The 16,990-nt window shown below is 76.5% G+C and carries 13 protein-coding genes; 6 read left to right on the top strand and 7 right to left on the bottom strand.

Features of this window, described 5'->3' with window-relative positions:
* The first annotated feature begins 120 nt into the window (after positions 1-120).
* From ACIF6L_RS35880 to ACIF6L_RS35870, 3 genes are all read left to right on the top strand, one after another.
* Positions 121-444, top strand: a complete 324-nt coding sequence (locus ACIF6L_RS35880) for a DUF4326 domain-containing protein (protein WP_396490778.1) — start codon at positions 121-123, stop codon at positions 442-444.
* Between the two features lie 145 nt (positions 445-589).
* Positions 590-1,906 carry a PQQ-binding-like beta-propeller repeat protein gene (locus ACIF6L_RS35875; RefSeq protein WP_396490779.1) on the top strand — a complete coding sequence of 439 codons (1,317 nt, stop codon included), beginning with the start codon at positions 590-592 and terminating at the stop codon, positions 1,904-1,906.
* A gap of 64 nt (positions 1,907-1,970) precedes the next feature.
* Complete coding sequence (locus ACIF6L_RS35870; RefSeq protein ID WP_329491103.1) at positions 1,971-2,600, top strand: uridine kinase; 630 nt, start codon at positions 1,971-1,973, stop codon at positions 2,598-2,600.
* Here the strand turns inward: ACIF6L_RS35870 and ACIF6L_RS35865 are convergent.
* From ACIF6L_RS35865 to ACIF6L_RS35845, 5 genes are all read right to left on the bottom strand, one after another.
* Positions 2,554-3,405: a DNA-formamidopyrimidine glycosylase family protein gene (locus ACIF6L_RS35865; protein WP_396490780.1), complete on the bottom strand. Its 852-nt coding sequence runs from the start codon at positions 3,403-3,405 to the stop codon at positions 2,554-2,556. The two genes, ACIF6L_RS35870 and ACIF6L_RS35865, sit on opposite strands and share 47 nt — an antisense overlap.
* Positions 3,406-3,451: 46 nt before the next feature.
* Positions 3,452-3,895, bottom strand: a complete 444-nt coding sequence (locus ACIF6L_RS35860; protein ID WP_329491101.1) for a universal stress protein — start codon at positions 3,893-3,895, stop codon at positions 3,452-3,454.
* A gap of 261 nt (positions 3,896-4,156) precedes the next feature.
* Positions 4,157-5,167: a zinc metalloprotease gene (locus ACIF6L_RS35855; protein ID WP_396490781.1), complete on the bottom strand. Its 1,011-nt coding sequence runs from the start codon at positions 5,165-5,167 to the stop codon at positions 4,157-4,159.
* 293 nt (positions 5,168-5,460) lie between these two features.
* On the bottom strand, positions 5,461-6,165 hold the full coding sequence (locus tag ACIF6L_RS35850; RefSeq protein WP_352293803.1) for an AAA family ATPase: 705 nt from the start codon (positions 6,163-6,165) through the stop codon (positions 5,461-5,463).
* Positions 6,166-6,485: 320 nt separating this feature from the next.
* Entirely contained in the window at positions 6,486-7,412 is a 927-nt protein-coding gene (locus ACIF6L_RS35845) for an LLM class F420-dependent oxidoreductase (protein ID WP_329491098.1), read from the bottom strand.
* Positions 7,413-7,574: 162 nt separating this feature from the next.
* Here ACIF6L_RS35845 and ACIF6L_RS35840 point away from each other — a divergent pair, with 162 nt between their 5' ends.
* The gene (locus tag ACIF6L_RS35840; protein ID WP_396490782.1) at positions 7,575-7,928 is read left to right on the top strand and encodes a DUF6401 family natural product biosynthesis protein; all 354 of its coding nucleotides are present in this window, start codon (positions 7,575-7,577) and stop codon (positions 7,926-7,928) included.
* A gap of 105 nt (positions 7,929-8,033) precedes the next feature.
* Complete coding sequence (locus ACIF6L_RS35835) at positions 8,034-8,840, top strand: alpha/beta hydrolase (protein ID WP_396490783.1); 807 nt, start codon at positions 8,034-8,036, stop codon at positions 8,838-8,840.
* 28 nt (positions 8,841-8,868) lie between these two features.
* Here ACIF6L_RS35835 and ACIF6L_RS35830 read toward each other — a convergent pair whose 3' ends face one another.
* A complete protein-coding gene (locus ACIF6L_RS35830) occupies positions 8,869-9,741 on the bottom strand; it encodes an SDR family NAD(P)-dependent oxidoreductase (RefSeq protein ID WP_359837311.1) in 873 nt (290 codons plus the stop codon).
* 394 nt (positions 9,742-10,135) lie between these two features.
* On the opposite strand from ACIF6L_RS35830, the gene ACIF6L_RS35825 reads away from it, so the two are divergent.
* The gene (locus ACIF6L_RS35825) at positions 10,136-11,830 is read left to right on the top strand and encodes a fatty acid CoA ligase family protein (RefSeq protein WP_396490784.1); all 1,695 of its coding nucleotides are present in this window, start codon (positions 10,136-10,138) and stop codon (positions 11,828-11,830) included.
* Between the two features lie 178 nt (positions 11,831-12,008).
* Here ACIF6L_RS35825 and ACIF6L_RS35820 read toward each other — a convergent pair.
* On the bottom strand, positions 12,009-16,990 hold a 4,982-nt coding region (locus tag ACIF6L_RS35820; RefSeq protein ID WP_396492650.1), incomplete at its 5' end, for an SDR family oxidoreductase.

The following is a 16,990-nucleotide window of genomic DNA, read 5'->3' as shown; positions in this document are numbered from 1 at the left end:
GCGGACCGGGCCGGTCCGCCGGCACACCCTGGCGCATCTTCTCTTGCTACGCCCGGGTCAAGGGACTGTCAAGGCGAGCCCCGCGTGCCGCCCGGGCCGGACCGCGCCAGCATGGTCACCATGCCGACCGATCCGGGCCGCACCACCGTGGTCAACCTCAAGGGCCATCGCGACGATCCCGACTACGCCGACGTCGTCTACGTCGGGCGGGCGATGCACCGCGGCGGCTGGCACCTCGACGAGTCGCCGCTGCACTGCCCCTACCGGCCCGGACCGGACCTCAGCCGGGAGCGGATGCTCGCCGAGTACCGCGCCTACCTGCTGGACCGGCCGGACCTGCTCGCCCTGCTGCCGGAGCTGCGCGGCCGCCGGCTCGGCTGCTGGTGCGTCCCGCTCGCCTGCCACGCCCAGGTGCTCGCCGAGCTGGCCGACCAGGGCAGCTGAGGCGGCCCGCCGGGGCCGGCGGCCCTCGTCCGGGTGGCCGGGCACCGCCCCCGGCACCGGCCGCCCGCGAACCGTCCGGACGCGCTTCGATATCCTCACTCGGACAGCGCAGCGCAGCGGCTGCCCCGGGGAAACGAGTACGTCCATGCAGCCGGCACCGTCCGACCGTGCCCGAACGGCGCAGACCGAGGAGGCCGGCGCCGCCTGGCAGTGGGACGGCGAGAGCGGCGACCGGCCGGCCGAACCGGCCGACGTGCTGAGCGGCGGCTCCGAGGCGGGCGGCGGGCCGCGGCTGACCCGGCGGCGGCTGCTGGCCGGCGCCGGGGTGCTCGCGGCGGGCGCCGCGGTCTGGGCGTTCGCCCGCTCGGCGGACGAACCGGCGCCCGCTCCGCCCCGGCCGCTGCCGACCCGCGTCGCCGGACCGCAGCCGCTCTGGACGTACCGGGGCCGGGAGGCGATGGCGGCCGAGCGGCTGACCGGCCGCCCGGCCGTCCCCGTCTTCCTCACCCGCGAGGGGCTCCAGGTGCTCGACCCGGCCGACGGCAGGCCGCTGCGGCTGCTGTCGTTCGCCGCGGCCAAGGCGGACTGGCCGAACGACGTGCAGCAGCCGGGCGCCCATGTGGTGGTCGGCCCCGACCGGGTGTTCACCACCTCCAACGGCCACCTCGACAGCCACCACCTCACCGACCCGGCCGCCGAGTGGAGCCTGCCGCTGCCGGAGGAGCTGGGCAACGGCACCGTCACGCTGTTCGGCTGCGCCGGCGACGTCGTGTACGGCGAAGTCCAGCCCCGGCCGTTCACCGGGGACGGCCGGCTCTTCGCGGTGCACGTCACGGACCGCCGGGTGCTCTGGTCCCGTCCGTCCGAGGGGGAGCGGCCGCTCTCCCCGCTCACCGCGGCCGGGGGCCGGGTGCCGGCCTTCGACGGCTCGGCCGGCGGCCTGCGCCTGCTGGAGGCCGCCACCGGCAAGCGGCTCTGGACGGTGCCCACCGACAGGGGCACGGGCTGGGCGGTCACCGACCCGGAGCACGTCTACGCCCCGCAGGGCCCGGCCGGGCTGCGGGCCCTGCGGGTGGCGGACGGCGGCCCGCACTGGTCGGTCGTCCCGGGGCCGGCCGACGAGTGGCGGCTGCTGCCGCCGGTCGCCGGTGGCGCCCTGGTCCACCTGTTCCGCGACAACGGCCTGGTCACCGCCCACGCCGCGGACACCGGGGCCCAGGTCTGGGAGCACCGCCTGCCGTTCCGGCTGGACCGCCGCAGCAGCCCGCTGCTCGCCGGACCGGTCCTCTACGTGCCCGGTCCGGCCGCCGCGGGCGTCCGCGCCCTGGACGCCGCCACCGGCGAGGAGCGCTGGACCTTCCGCGACTCCGGCCCCGGAGTGGACGTCTGGTCGCTCTCCCACGACGCGACCCGCCTGTACGCCGGCCACGACGACGTCCTGCACGCGCTCCCGCTCGCCTGACCCCCGGTCACCGCTGCGCGGCCCCGGTCCCGCCGCCGCCCCGGCGACGGAGGAGGATGGCGGCGTGCAGGTACACCCGATCTCGCCCGACCGGCTCGCCGAGCGCCTCGCCGACCGCGTCACCGCCCTGCCCGGAGCCGGTGAGCGGTGGCTGCGGGTCGCCGTGGACGGCGCCCCGGCCGCCCGGCCCGACGCACTCGCCGACGCGCTGGTGGAGCCGCTGCGGGAGCGCGGCCGCCCCACCCTGCGGGTGTCGGCGGCCGCCTTCCTCCGCCCGGCCTCGGTCCGGCTGGAGTACGGCAAGCAGGACCCGGACGCCTACCACGACCTCTGGCTGGACGACGGCGCCCTGCTGCGCGAGGTGCTGGACCCGCTGGAGCCCGGCGGCACCGGCCTCGTCCTGCCGTCGCTGCGCGACCCGGTCACCGACCGGGCGACCCGCGCGCCGTACACGCCGCTGCCGCCCGGCGGCGTGCTGCTGCTGGACGGCGCGCTGCTGCTCGGCCGCTGGCTGCCGCTGGAGCTGACCGTCCATCTGGCGCTCACCCCGGCCGCGCTGGCCCGCCGCACACCGGCCCAGGAGCAGTGGACGCTGCCCGCGTTCGCCCGCTACGCGGCCGAGACCGTCCCCGCCGAGGCGGCCGACCTCACCGTCCGGGTCGACGACCCGCGCCACCCGGCCCTGGTCGAGTAGCGGTCCGCGTCCCGGGGGCCGGCCCGCGCTGGCAGTGCGGGCACCAGAACGCCACCCGCTCCTGCGGCGGCGTGCCCTGGGTCGCCGTCCGGACGACCGTGCCGCAGCGCGCGCACGGCCGCCCGGCCCGGCCGTACACCCAGTGCCGGAGGCCCGGCCGGGTGTCGCCGGTGGTGACGTGCCCGGGGCGCAGCCGGTTGGCGTCGAGGATCTGCTGGGAGCGCTCCACCAGCCTTTCGGGGCGCGGGAGTTCGCCGACCGGCGTCCACGGGGTGACCCCGGCGAGGAAGCAGAGCTCATTGGCGTAGACGTTGCCGATGCCGGCCAGGTTGCGCTGGTCGAGCAGCGCCTCGGCGAGCGGCCGACCGGGCTGGGCCAGGAGCCGGCGGACGGCCTCGCCCGCGTCCCAGTCGGGGCCGAGCAGGTCGGGCCCGAGGTGGCCGACGACCCGCTCCTCCTCGGCGGTGCGCAGCAGCTCGACGACGGGCAGCCGGTAGCCGACCGCCGTGCTGTGCTCGGTGCCGAGGACGGCCCGGATCTGCCAGGCGGGTCCGCCCGACCATCGCTCGCCGGGGCGGTAGACCGCCCAGCGGCCGTCCATCCGCAGATGGGTGTGGAGGGTGAGGCCGCCGTCGAGCCGGGTCAGCAGGTGCTTGCCGCGCGGGGCGACCTCCAGCACCCGCCGCCCGGTCAGATCGGCGGTGGCGTGCGCGGGCACCCGCAGATCGGCCGCGGTCAGCACCCGGCCGGCCAGTTCCTCGTGCAACCGGGCCGCCACACGGTAGACGGAGTCACCTTCAGGCATGCCCCCATCCTCCCCCGCCCACCGGCGCCGACACGGTCGGCGGGGCCTACTTCTCGCGCACCACGACGACCGGGCAGGGGGCGTGTTCGGTGAGGTGGCGGCTGACGGATCCGAGCAGGGCGCCGGAGAATCCGCCGAGGCCCCGGCTGCCGACCACCAGCAGGGCGGCGCCCTGGGCCGCCTCCAGCAGGGCCTGCGCGGCGTTGCCGGGCATCACCGTCTCGGCGATCCGGACCCCGGCGTCGGCCCCGGCGACCTTGGCGACCGTCTCGGAGAGCGTCCGCCCGGCCAGTTCCTCGGGGTTGAAGCCCTCGGCCGGGGGCATCGCGAGCCCGGCCCAGCCGTAGAACGCCGGGTACTCCCAGGCGGCGATCGCCCGGACGCCGCCGCCGGCCAGCCTGGCGTAGTCGATCGCCCAGCGCAGCGCCCGCTCCGAGGCGGGCGAGCCGTCCACGCCGACGACGATCAGGGGTTCCGCGCTGTCGGCCATGCCGCTGCTCCTTGTTCGACTATCTCGGCTTCACCTGCCGCTGACCAGGCAAACATAGATTAATACGGGCATATGGCCGCTAATTGCCACGCCGAAGACGTCGAACACTTTCGAACCCTGTGCGGTGCCGCCCCGAGACCGAAGAAGCGTGACGCGCCCGCGGGTCCGGTGGACGGGCGGCCCGGGGACGGAGACTGGTACTGGCGGGTGCGCGGGCCCCGTTGCCCGCGCACCCGCCAGGGTCTCTGGACGGACGGCCCGTCAGGCCCGATAGGCAGCCCAGGAGTTGGACATCCTGGCGACCTGGCCGGGGGTGAACTGGGTCATGCAGGAGTCGTAGGTGTAGTCCATGAAGTTGTGGATCGGGTCGACGCCGGTGGCCGTGCAGGTGTCGCGGCCGGCCGGGCACTGGTACGCGGCGGTCTTCTCGGCCGGGGTGTCCGAGACGTAGTCGCCCTGGCCGCCGCAACCGCCCTGGAAGGTGTGGTACAGCCCGAGCCAGTGGCCGACCTCGTGGGTGACGGTGTCGCCCTCGTTGTAGTTGGTGGCCGAGCCGCCGGGGAACGAGCTGTCGAGGATGACCACGCCGTCGTCGCTCGGGTTCGACCGGTAGGAGCTGGGGAAGGTCGCCCAGCCGAGCAGCGACTGGCCGAGCTTGGCGGTGTAGAGGTTGAGGGCGTTGGCACCGCCCTTGCGCAGCGAGCTCTTCATCGACCGTTCGGCCGAGGAGCCCGGGGTGATGCCGTTGTACCAGGACGAGTTGTCGGTGTAGTCGGTGCCGGTCAGCTGGAACTGGAACTGGCTGGCGGTGTTGCCCGCGCCCTGGCCGCCGTAGGCGGCGTTGAGGACGGAGATCTGCCGGCTGATGTCCGTCGCGGTCAGCTTGCCCGTCGATCCGGCGTGGACCACGTGGACGTACACCGGGATGGTCGTGGTGGCGGCGAGCGTCCCCGGGGCGAGCAGCGCGCTGCCCTGGGAGGAGTGGGCCAGTTGGGCGACCCGGGCGCTGAGGTCCGCGTCCATCGCGTGGGCCTGGGCCTCGGTGACGGCGTTGGGCTCCTGGCCGCCCGGGCTGCCGGCGGGCTTGCGGGCCCCGGCGTCCTGGCTCTCCCCGCCGACGCACGGGGCGGCGACCGCGCCGGGGGCCTGCGCGGCGGCGGTGGAGAACGCCGAGGGGGCGGCGAACTGGGTGAGCCCGAGGGCCGTGACGAGGGCTGCGGCGCTGAGGAATCTGCGGGGGACACGCGAGGGCACGCGGGCAGAACGACGCATCTGCGCTCCTGAGGGGGAGTTGTGGGGGGTGGCGGAGGGGGGCCGCCGAGCCTAGGCTACGCAGGGCCGCGTGTACGCGTCAGGTTTCTTCCGGCCGCAAAGTTCTGACGACATATCGGACATAACCCGGAAGCCCGATCGAGTGACCCCGGTCACAGGTGGAGCATTTCCGGTGCCGCACGGTCGGGGCAACGCCCCCGGGTTGTCCGAAAGTTGACGCTCCGTCCGCCGGACAGGCCTCGGAAGGCCGACCGGACCGGTCGGGTGGGCGGCCCCGCACCGCCTCGCCGAGACTACGACGCCACGAAGACGATCTCCCGCACGGCGCGCGCACCGGCCCGGTCGAGTACCACCGCCGACGCACAGCCCGCCGGTGGCTCGCCCGTCCCGGCCAGCCGCCCGCGCAGCCGCCGGGCGGACTCGCGGTGCCGGGCGAAGGCGTACGCGGAGACGCGCTGGCCCCGGGCGTGCTGGCCGTCCCGGGCCTCCTCCGCGCTCGCGTCCAGCAGGATCAGGTGCACCCGGCGCCCCTGCCGGGCGGCCGCGCGGCCCAGCCAGTACCGCACCCAGGGCAGCGTGCCGCAGTCGTGCACCGCGAGCGGGCCGCCGGCCAGGACGGCGCGGCGCAGCCGCCGGTAGTGCGCGGCCCGCACCAGCGGGCGGTAGGCGGCATAGGGCAGCCAGCCGGGGACCCGGGCCGCGTACTCCTCCCGCACCTGCTGGGAGTCGACCAGCGGGGCGCGGACGCAGCGGCGCATCAGGGTGCTCTTGCCGCTGCCCGGCAGGCCCGACACGACCAGCAGGTCGTCGGCGCGGTAGTGCAGCGCCTGCGCGGGCACCGCGGCGGCCCCCGCCTCGGGGCACCCGGCCGCGCCGGGCCCCCGGCGCAGGTCGTGCAGGCCGCGCGGGCGCAGCACCGCCGCGGCCGGGCGGACCTCGGCGGCGCACGCCGATCTCGGTACGGGCACCTTGGCCCCGGACACCCCGACCTCAACCACCGGCACTCCCCCTGACTCCGCGGCCCCGGCTCCCCGGCCTCCGCCTCCCGAAGAAACCTTCCCCCTTCAAGAGAGAGTAAAGACTAGTGGTCAGCGCCGGTACGGCCGAGCCCTCCCGCGCCGCGGCGGCGCCTCCCGCACAACGCCCTCGCGCCACGCCCTCGGAACCGACGCATTCGCCCCGGCCGTTCGTACCGGCTGTTTCGGCCCGGCTGCCCGGGGCAGAGCGCGCCGCCCCCGCCCGCCCGCCCCCGCCCGGCGGCGCAGGCGGGCGGAGGTGGGCAGGGGCGGGCAGGGGAGCCGGACGGTCGCGGGGCGGGTCAGCCCAGCTGCGGAGCGACCCGGGAGGCGATCAGCTCCAGGTGGTCGAGGTCGTCCAGGTCGAGGATCTGGAGGTAGAAGCGCTCGGAGCCGACGGCGGCGTAGCGGCCGATCGTCGCCACCACCTCGTCGGGGGTGCCGGCCAGGCCGTTGGCCTTCAGCTCGTCCACGTCGCGGCCGATCGCGGCGGCCCGGCGGGCCACCTCGGCGTCGTCCCGGCCCACGCAGGCGACCAGGGCGTTGGAGTACACCAGGTCGTCGGCCTGGCGCCCGGCCCGCTCGACGGCGGCCCGGACCCGGCCGAACTGGGCGGCGCTCTGCTCGACCGAGACGAAGGGCAGGTTGAACTCGTCGGCGAAGCGGGCGGCCAGCGCCGGCGTCCGGGTGGGGCCCGTGCCGCCGACCAGCACCGGGATCTTCTCCTGGGCGGGCTTGGGCAGCGCCGGCGACTCGGTCAGCCGGTAGTACTCGCCGGCGAAGTCGAAGGTGTCGCCGACCTTGGTGTTCCAGAGGCCGGTGATGATCGCCAGCTGCTCCTCCAGCCGCCCGAACTTCTCCTTGGGGAACGGGATGCCGTAGGCGGTGTGCTCCTCCTCGAACCAGCCGGCGCCGAGGCCGAACTCGACCCGGCCGCCGCTCATCGCGTCGACCTGGGCGACCTGGATGGCGAGCACCCCGGGCAGCCGGAAGGTGGCGGCGGTCATCAGGGTGCCCAGGCGGATGGTGCTGGTGTCGCGGGCGAGGCCGGCCAGCGTGATCCAGGCGTCGGTCGGGCCGGGCAGGCCGCTCACCCCGCCCATCTTGAGGTAGTGGTCGGAGCGGAAGAAGGCGCTGAAGGCGCCGAGCTCCTCGGTGGTCCGCGCTACCCGGAGCAGCGTGTCGTAGCTCGCGCCCTGCTGGGGCTCGGTGAAGATTCGAAGATCCATGCGGTCCATTCTGGGGCAGATCGCCCCGTGCTTCCGGGCGATCCGCGCTTTCGGCCACCCGGCGGGGCGGGCGGCGGGACCGGCCGGGCCGCGGGCGGCGGGGTGGCCAAGGTCTCAGCCCGCGCGGCCGCTCCCCCGCCGCCGCTCGCCTACCTTGGACGGATGTTCGCCACGCCCGACGAGTCCCACCGCGACTCCCCCGACCAGCCGGCCGGCTGCCCGCTGCCCGGGATCGTCGCCGCCTTCACGCCGCGGCTGGCCGAGTTCGCCTTCGAGCCCGGCTTCGTCGCCGCGGTCGACCAGCACGTCGCCCAGCTGCGCGAGCTGCTCTACGCGCAGGGCCCGGCGCTGCTGCCCCTGGCGCTGGACCGCGCGGAGCTGTCGCAGTACGCGGCGGAGTTCGTCGACGCGCTGATCGACATCGGCTGGCGGGAGCCGGTGGGGTACGACTTCGCGGTGCACCGGCTGACCGCGATCTGCTGGCTGGTGCGCGAGCAGGGCCTGCTCACCCGCTGAGGACGGGCGCGGCCGGGGCGATCCTCCCGGGCGGGCCCGGCGCCGGCGGGTCGACGCGTACAGTGGCGGTCCAACGGACGGACGGCGGGGGCGGGACGGTACAGGGTGAGCGGCGACACGGGGAGCACGGTCCGGGCGGGTCGCGAGAGCGGTGCGACCGGCCACCGGGCGCTGGTCTGGCGGGAGCTGCCCGAGCGCCCGGTGGCCGCGGTGCTGGTCCTGCACGGCGGCCGGGAGCAGGGCCTCGGCCGGCCCGGCCCGGTCAACCTGCCCGGTCTGCGGATGACCGGCTTCGTCCGGGCCCTGCGCCGGGAGACGGCGGGGGCCGGGGTCGCGATCGGCACCGTCCGCTACCGCCACCAGGGCTGGAACGGCGAGCGCGCCGACGCCGCCCGGGACACCCGGGCCGCGCTCGGCGACCTGGCCGAGGAGCTGGGGCACGTGCCGACCCTGCTGGTCGGCCACTCGATGGGCGGCCGGGCGGCGCTGCGCGCGGCGGGCCACCCGAACGTCACCGGCGTGGTCGCGCTGGCGCCCTGGTGCCCGGCGGAGGATCCGTGCGAACAGCTCGCCGGCCGGAGCGTCCTGATGCTGCACGGCGACCGCGACAAGGTCACCGGCCCGGCCGACACCCGCGCCTTCGCCGCCCGCGCCCGCTCGGCCGGGGCCGGGGTCTGCGGCTACACCGTGGTCGGCAGCGGTCACGCCCTCCTCCGGCGCTCCGGTGACTGGCACCGTGCCACCGCCCGGCTCTGCACCGGACTGCTCGGCCTGCGCGACCTGCCCGCCGAGGTCGCGGCCGCGCTGGCGCTGCCGGCCGGCAGCCGCGACGCCCTCGCCCTCCCGCTCCCCGCCCAGCCGCGCACGGCGCCACCGCGCCGCCTCACCCCGGTCCTGCCGACCGACGCCTGACGCCGCGCGCCGGCGGCCGCCCCGGCGGTCACCGCACCCCGGCGGCCGGGCCGGGCGCGGGCACCGCGCGCTCCGCCGCACGGCTGACCTCCTCCCAGCCGGCCCAGGTCTCCATCCTGGTCCGCGCGATGTCGAACGCCAGGTCGTAGACCATGCTCCCCAGCAGCAGGCGCAGCGGAGGCTCGTCGCTGTCGACGAGCCGGAGCAGCGCCTCGGCGGCGAGCTTCGGGTCGCTGTCGACCGAGCCCTCGGCGAACTGCTTCGCCAGTTCGGCCCGGAGCGGGTCGTAGGCGTCGAGGGTGTCGGTGCTGTGCATCGCCGTGTAGAGGTCGGTCCAGTAGCCACCGGGCTGCACGATGCTCACCTTCACGCCGAAGCCCGCCACCTCCCTCGCGATCGCCTCGCTCAGGCCCTCCAGCGCGAACTTGCCGGCGCTGTAGAGCCCGGTGCTCGGGAATCCGCCCAGCGCGGCGACGCTGGAGATCTGCACCAGGTGCCCGGAGCCCTGCCCGCGCAGCACGGGCAGCACCGCCTGGCTCACCCAGAGCGCGCCGAAGAAGTTGACGTCGAGGTGGGCCCGGGCCTCGGCCTCGCCGAACTCCTCGACCATGCCCATCGAGAGCATCCCGGCGTTGTTGACGACGATGTCGAGCCGGCCGAAGTGGCCGACGGCCTCGGCGACCGCCGCGAAGACGGCGCCGCGGTCGGTCACGTCCAGCCCGAGGGGCAGCACCCGCCCGGGGTGGGCGGCCGCCAGCTCCTCCAGCGGCCCGGTGGTTCGCGCGGCGACCGCGACCCGGTCCCCCGCGGCGAGTGCCGCGTCCGCGAAGGCACGGCCGAGGCCCCGGCTGGCGCCCGTGATGAACCAGACCCGGTCGGTGCTTGCGGCTGAGGTGCGCATACCCGGTACTCCTCCACTTGCGAGAGACGAGACGGTTCGTCTCGTTTGATAGCTCCACTATCGCCCCCGTTCCGGCTTCTCGTCAAGACGAGACGTATCGTCTCATTGGCTTCGCATGCGGCCTGTGATCCGGGCCGGGCGGTCCATCTGCACCGCGCACGACCCTTTTTGACGGTTCTCGACCGCGATGATCGCCCGGCCGGTAGCGTCACTCCTGTCGTCCGAGGCCCACCGGCACCGACTGCCGCACGGGCACCGTGTGCCGCCCGGTGCGACATGTCAGGGCGGCGCTACGGGGAGCGCGCCTTCGTGTGGACCCCGAGGAGTGAGAACCAGTGATGACTGCCAGGCGCCACCGCGGAGTCGAGGCCACCGCCGGACGGGCGGCCCGCCGATGACCGTCGCACCCCGGCACCCCTTCGAGGCCGAGGCCGGTCTCGCCGACTACCTGGAACGGCACGCCCGCACCTCCCCCGAGAAGACCGCGATCATTCACCCCGACGGCCGGGAGCCGGACGGCGCGATCCGCTACCGCGAGCTCAGCTACGGCGAACTGCAACGCCGGGTCGAGGAGTTGGCGGCTGGGTTCAGCCGGATCGGGATCACCTCGGGCATGCGGACCATCCTGATGCCCAAGCCCGGACCGGATCTGTACATCCTCGTCTTCGCGCTGCTGCGGATCGGCGCGGTACCGGTGGTGGTGGACCCGGGCATGGGCATCAAGCGCATGCTCAACTGCTACCGCGCGGTGGGCGCGGAGGCCTTCGTCGGGCCCTCGGTCGCGCACGCCGTCCGAGTGCTCGGCCGCCGCACCTTCGCGACCGTCCGGATCAAGGTGACGCTGGGCCGGCGCTGGTTCTGGGGCGGCCACACCCTGGACGGGCTGCTCGGCGGCTCCGGCTCGGCGCCGGCCCGGCCGGTGACCGGCGAGGACCTGATGATGATCGCCTTCACCACCGGGAGCACCGGGGCCGCCAAGGGCGTCGAGAGCGTCCACCGGATGGCCACCGCGACGGCCCGCCAGATGCACGCCGCGCACGGGCGCGACCGTGACGACATATCCCTGGTCACCGTCCCGATCTGGGGGCTGTTCGACCTCATCTACGGCTCGACCATGGTGCTGGCGCCGATCGCGCCGGCCAAGGTGGCGCAGGCGGACCCGGAGCTGCTGACGGCGGCCCTGACCCGGTTCCGGGTGTCCACCGTGTTCGGCTCCCCGGCGCTGTTCCGCGTCCTCGCCGCCCACCTGGAGCGCGAGCGCGTCCCGCTGCCCGAGCTGCGCGGCGTGGTGTCCGCCGGCGCACCCGTCCCGCCCGACCTGGTCGCCTCGCTGCGCCGGGTGCTGGACGAGCGGACCGGGATCCACGTCGCCTACGGCGCCACCGAGGCGATGCCGATCTCCTCGATCGAGTCCACCGAGATCCTGGGCGAGACGGCGGCCCGGGGCGCGCTGGGCGACGGCACCTGCGTCGGCCGGCCGGTCGACGGGACGCTGGTGCGGCTGGTGCGGGTCGACGACGGCCCGCTGCCGGACTGGGAGGACGACCTGGCGGTCCCCGCGGGGGAGATCGGCGAGATCGTGGTGGCGGGGGACGTGGTCAGCCCGCGCTACCACGCCACCGCGGACGCCAACGCCCAGTACAAGATCCGCGAGCGGCCCGCCGACGGTCCCGAGCGGACCTGGCACCGGACCGGTGACCTGGGCTACCTGGACGACGCCGGGCGCCTCTGGTTCTGCGGGCGCCGGGCCCAGCGGGTGCGCACCGCCGAGGGCGACCTGCACACCGTCCGCTGCGAGGGGGTCTTCAACGCGCACCCGCTGGTCCGGCGCAGCGCGCTGGTCGGCATCGGGGCCCCCGGGGCCCAGCGCCCGGTGGTGTGTGTGGAGACCGAGGACGGCGTCTCCGAGGAGCAGTGGCCGGAGCTGCTGACCGAGCTGCGCCGGCTCGGCGCCGACCGGCCGCTGACGGCCGGGCTGCGCGAGTTCCTGCGGCACCCGGGGTTCCCGGTCGACATCCGGCACAACGCGAAGATCGGGCGCGAGGAGCTGGCCGGCTGGGCCGAGCGGCAGACGGCCGCCCGCACCTGAGCCGAACCGCGCGGGGGGGGGGGGGGGGGGGGGGGGGGCCGGGCCGCCGCGCCCCCGGGGGGGGGGGGGGGGGGGGGGGGGGCGGCGCCCCCCCCCCCCCCCCCCCCCCCGGGGGGGGGGCGGCCGCGGGGCCCCCCCCCCCCCCCCCCCCCCGCGCGGGTGCCGGGGGGTCAGCGCGTCAGCGCGTCAGCCAGAAGGCCTCGCGCTGGAAGGCGTAGGTGGGCAGGTCCACCCGCCGCCCGCCCGGCAGGGCGGTCCGCCAGTCGACGTCCTGGCCGCGCACCCACCGCCGGGCGAGCGCCTCCAGTTCGCCGGCCGTCCCGGTCGCCGGGGCCGCGGTGTCCGCCTCCGGCCGGCCGTCGATCACGTTCTCGGCCGGCGCCCCCTCGGCCACCGCCTTGAGCCCGCCGAGGAACCCCTCCCGGTCGGCGGCGAACACCACCGCGCGGTGCTCCAGGCCCGCCCGGCCGGTGGCCAGCGAGAAGGCGACGTCCAGGGCGGACGGCTCGGCCCCGGACTCCAGGAAGGCGGCGAGGCGCGCCGCCTGGGCGGCCAGCCCGGCCGCGGTGCGGCCCGACAGTGCCCAGGGCAGCGGCCCGTGCTGCCGAGCCGGAGAGCCCCCGGCGTCCGGGGCGTCCTCGGCCACGTGTTCCAGCACGACATGGGTGTTGGTGCCGCTCATCCCGAACGAGGACACCCCGGCCCGCCTGGGCCGACCGGTCTCCGGCCAGGACCGCGCCCGCGTCAGCAGCCGGACCGCGCCGGCCTCCCAGTCCACCTGCGGTGACGGCCGGTCCGCGTGCAAGGTCCTGGGCAGCACGCCGTGCCGCATGGCCAGCACCATCTTGATCACTCCGGCCACGCCGGACGCCGACTGGGTGTGGCCGATGTTGGACTTCATGGTGCCCAGCCAGAGCGGCCGTTCGGGCGAGCGGCCGGCGCCGTAGGCGGCCAGCAGCGCGGTGGCCTCGATCGGATCGCCCAGCGCCGTACCGGTACCGTGCGCCTCCACCGCGTCGACCTGATCGGGCGTCAGGTCGGCGTTGGCCAGGGCCTGCTGGATCACCCGCCGCTGCGCCGAACCGTTGGGCGCGGTGAGCCCGTTGCTCGCGCCGTCCTGGTTGACGGCCGAGCCGCGGACCAGGGCCAGCACCGGGTGCCCGTGCCGGCGGGCGTCCGACAGCCGCTCCAGCAGGACGACGGCGACGCCCTCGGCCATCCCCATGCCGTCGGCCTCCGCCGAGAAGGACTTGCAGCGGCCGTCCGCCGACAGCTCGCCCAGCCGGCTCAGCCCGACCAGTTCGGAGGGGTAGGACATCACGGTGACCCCGCCCGCCAGGGCGAGCGAGCAGTCGCCCTGGCGCAGCGCCTGGGCGGCCAGGTGCAGGGCGACCATCGAGGACGAGCACGCCGTGTCGACGGTGACCGCCGGGCCCTCCAGGCCGAGGGTGTAGGAGACCCGGCCGGAGAGGATGCTGATCACGTCGCCGAGACCGAGGTGCGCCGACAGCTCGTCGGTGACCTCGGCCCGGGCGCCGTAGCCCTGGTAGCGGGAGCCGATGTAGACGCCGGTGCGGCTGCCGCGCAGGGCGTGCGGGTCGATGCCGGCCCGCTCGACGGCCTCCCAGGAGGCCTCCAGCAGCAGCCGCTGCTGCGGGTCCATCGCCAGCGCCTCGCTCGGGCCGATGTCGAAGAACCCGGGGTCGAACTCGGCGGCGTCGTGCAGGAATCCGCCCTCCCGCGTGCAGGTGGTGTCGGGGCGTCCGGGCTGCGGGTGGTAGAGGCCCGCGAGGTCCCAGCCGCGCTCGGTGGGCAGCCCGGAGACGGCGTCCGTACCGGCGTCGAGCAGCTGCCAGAGGTCCTCGGGCGTCCGGACGCCACCCGGCAGCCGGCAGCTCATCGCCACGATCGCGACGGGGTCGTCCCCGGCCGCGGCACCGGCGGGCGCCGGGTGCTCGGCCACCTGGGGCGACTTACCCAGGATCTCGGTCCGCAGCCGGTCGGCGAGCGCCCGGACCGTCGGGTGGTCGAAGACCACGGTGGTCGGCAGCCGCAGGCCGGTCGCGGCGTTCAGCCGGTTGCGCAGGTCGACCGAGGCCAGCGACTCGAAGCCGAGTTCGCGGAAGGGCCGCCCGGTCGCGATCGCCTCGGGCGAGTCGTGGCCCAGCACCGCCGCCACCGTCCCGGCGACCAGTTCCAGCAGCTTCTGGTCGGCCTCCGCCGCCGGGCGACCCGCCAGGCGGTCGCGCCACCGGGCGAGCGCGTCCGCCGCGTGCCCGGGCTCCGGCTGCTCGCTCCGGCGGCCCCGGCGGGCCTCGGGGATGGCGTCCAGGAGTGGCCGCGGCCGGGCGGAGGCGAAGGTCGGCACGAAGCGGTCCCAGGCCACGTCGACCAGGGCGACGAAGGTCTCGTCGCGGTCCAGCACCTGCTGGAGGGCGGCGACGGCCGGTTCGGGGTCCATCAGCGGCAGCCCCTGCCGGAACAGCCGGCGCTCGGCCTCCTTCGACGGGCCCTCGGGGCCCCAGCGGTCCGGGGTGTTCCAGAGCCCCCAGGCGACCGAGGTCGCCCGCAGCCCGCGGGCCCGGCGCTGCTGCGCGAGGGCGTCCAGGTAGGCGTTGGCCACCGCATAGGCGCCGTGGTCGCCGCTGCCCCAGACCCCTGCGACGGACGAGAAGAGCACGAAGGCGTCCAGGTCGTCCCGGTCGAAGATCTCGTCGAGGTGGCGGGCGCCGTCCGCCTTGGCCGCGACCACCTCGGCGAACTCCGCCGGGGTGGTGGCGTCCAGCGAACTCAGCCGGATGAAGGCGGCCGCGTGCACGACGGCCCGCACCGGCGTGCCGTCCGCCGCCAGCCGGGCCACCAGCGCGGCGAGCGCGGACCGGTCCGCGACGTCGCACGCGGTGACCGTCAACCTGGTACCGGTGGCAGCGAGTTCGGCCCGCAGCACGTCGGTGGCCGGACCGCCGGCGGCGGAGCGGCTGGTGAGCACCAGGTGCTCGGCCCCGCTGCGGGCCAGCCAGCGGGCGAGATAGGGGCCGACCGCCCCGGTGGCGCCGGTGAGGAGGACGGTGCCGCGCGGCCGCCAGCCGGCCGGTTCGGCCGCCGTCCCCGGCTCGGCCCCGGCTCCCGCTGCGACCTCCGCCCCGGAGGCCGGGGCCGACGCGCGGACCAGCCGGCGCGCGTACAGGCCGCCGGCCCGGACGGCCACCTGGTCCTCGTCGGCGATCCCGGCGAGCACGCCGCACAGCCGGGCGCGCGCCCGGTCGTCCGGCTGCCCGGGCAGGTCGACCAGGCCGCCCCAGCGGTCGGGGTGCTCCAGGGCGACCGTCCGGCCCAGGCCCCAGAGGGCGGCCTGGCCGGGGCTGTCGAGCGGGTCGGCGGCGCCGACCGTGACCGCGCCGCGCGTCGCGCACCAGAGCGGGGCCGCGACACCGGCGTCACCGAGCGCCTGCACCAGGGTCAGCGTGAGCACCAGGCCCACCGACAGCGCGGGGTGCTCGGGGTGCGGCTGCCCGGCCGGCGCCAGCAGCGACAGCACGCCCGCCAAGGGCTCCGGCCCGCCCGCGAGTTCGCGCAGCCGGTCGGCCAGCCCGGCGCGGTCCGCGGCCGGGTCGAGCGCGATCCGCAGCACCCGGGCGCCGTGCTCGGCGAGGGCGCGTTCGGCCTCGGCGGCCCACGGGTCGCCGGTGTCACCGGCCGGGGCCACCACCAGCCAGGTGCCGGACAGGGCCGGCCCGGACGGCTCGCGCAGCGGCTGCCAGTCGATGACGTACCGCCAGCCGTCCACCACGGACAGCGTCCGCTGCCGCTGCCGCCAGGCGGCGAGCAGCGGCAGGGCGGGCGCCAGGGCGTCGACGGCCGCCCCGCCGTCCGGTCCGGCGCCGAGCGCGCGGGCCAGGGCCTCGATGTCGCCCTGCTCGACGGCCGCCCAGAACGGCTGGTCCGCGAGCGGCCGGCCGCCCGGCTCCGGCTCCTCCTCCGGCTCGGCGTCGAGCCAGTAGCGGCGGCGCTGGAAGGCGTAGGTGGGCAGTTCGACCGGGCGGCCGCCGGCGGTGGCGGCGCTCCAGTCGACCGGCACTCCGGCGGCCCAGAGCCCGGCCACCGAGGCCAGCAAGCGCTCCGGCCCGCCCTCGTCACGGCGCAGCGTGCCCGTCACCGTCGCCGTGGCCTCCGCGCTCTCGACGGTGTCCTGGATGCTCGCCGCCAGCACCGGGTGGGGGCTGACCTCGACGAAGACCCGGTGGTCGTCGTCGAGCAGCGCCCGGGTGGCGGCCTCGAACTCCACCGGTTGGCGCAGATTGGCGTACCAGTAGGCGGCGTCCAGCTCCCGCCCCTCCATCAGCCGCCCGGTGACCGAGGAGTAGAACGGGATCGCGGCCGGGCCCGGCACGACCGGCGCCAGTACCCCGGCCAGCTCGTCCCGGACCAGATCGATCTGCGGCCCGTGCGAGGCGACGCCCGCCTGGACCCGGCGGACCCGGACGCCGTCCGCCTCGCAGTCCTTCACGAAGGCGCCCAGCGCGTCGAGGTCCCCCGACACCACCACGGTGCCCGGCCCGTTCACGGCCGCCACCGAGAGCCGGCCCTCCCAGGCCCGCAGGCGCTCGCGCACCTGCTCCACCGGCAGGAACACCGGGGCCAGCCCACCGAGTCCGGCCAGTCGGGCCAGGGCCCGGCTGCGCAGCGCGGCCAGCCGGGCGGCGTCCGGGAGCGTCAGCACACCGGCCACGCAGGCCGCCGCCACCTCGCCCTGGGAGTGCCCCACCACGGCCGAGGGTTCCACCCCGTAGGAGCGCCAGACCGCCGCCAGCGACACCAGGACGGAGAACAGCACGGGCTGGACGACGTCGATCCGGTCCAGCGACGGCGCGCCGGGCGCGCCCCGCAGGACGTCCAGGAGGTCCCAGTCGACGAAGGGCTTCAGCGCCTCGGCGCACTCCGCCATGCGGGCCCGGAAGATCTCCGACTCCGCCAGCAGCTCGACACCCATCCCGAGCCACTGCGAGCCCTGGCCCGGGAAGACGAAGACGGTGCCGTCGTGCTCGGTGACGGCGGACCGGACCACCGCGGCGGCGGGCCGGCCCTCGGCCAGCGCGTCCAGGCCGTGCAGCAGCGCCGCCCGGTCCGCGCCCAGGACCGCGGCCCGCTCCGGCAGCGCCG

This window comes from Kitasatospora sp. NPDC086009 (assembly GCF_044540385.1).
Taxonomy (GTDB): domain Bacteria; phylum Actinomycetota; class Actinomycetes; order Streptomycetales; family Streptomycetaceae; genus Kitasatospora.
Note: the sequence above shows the minus strand (reverse complement) of the source record. Positions and strands in the feature narration are given on the sequence as shown.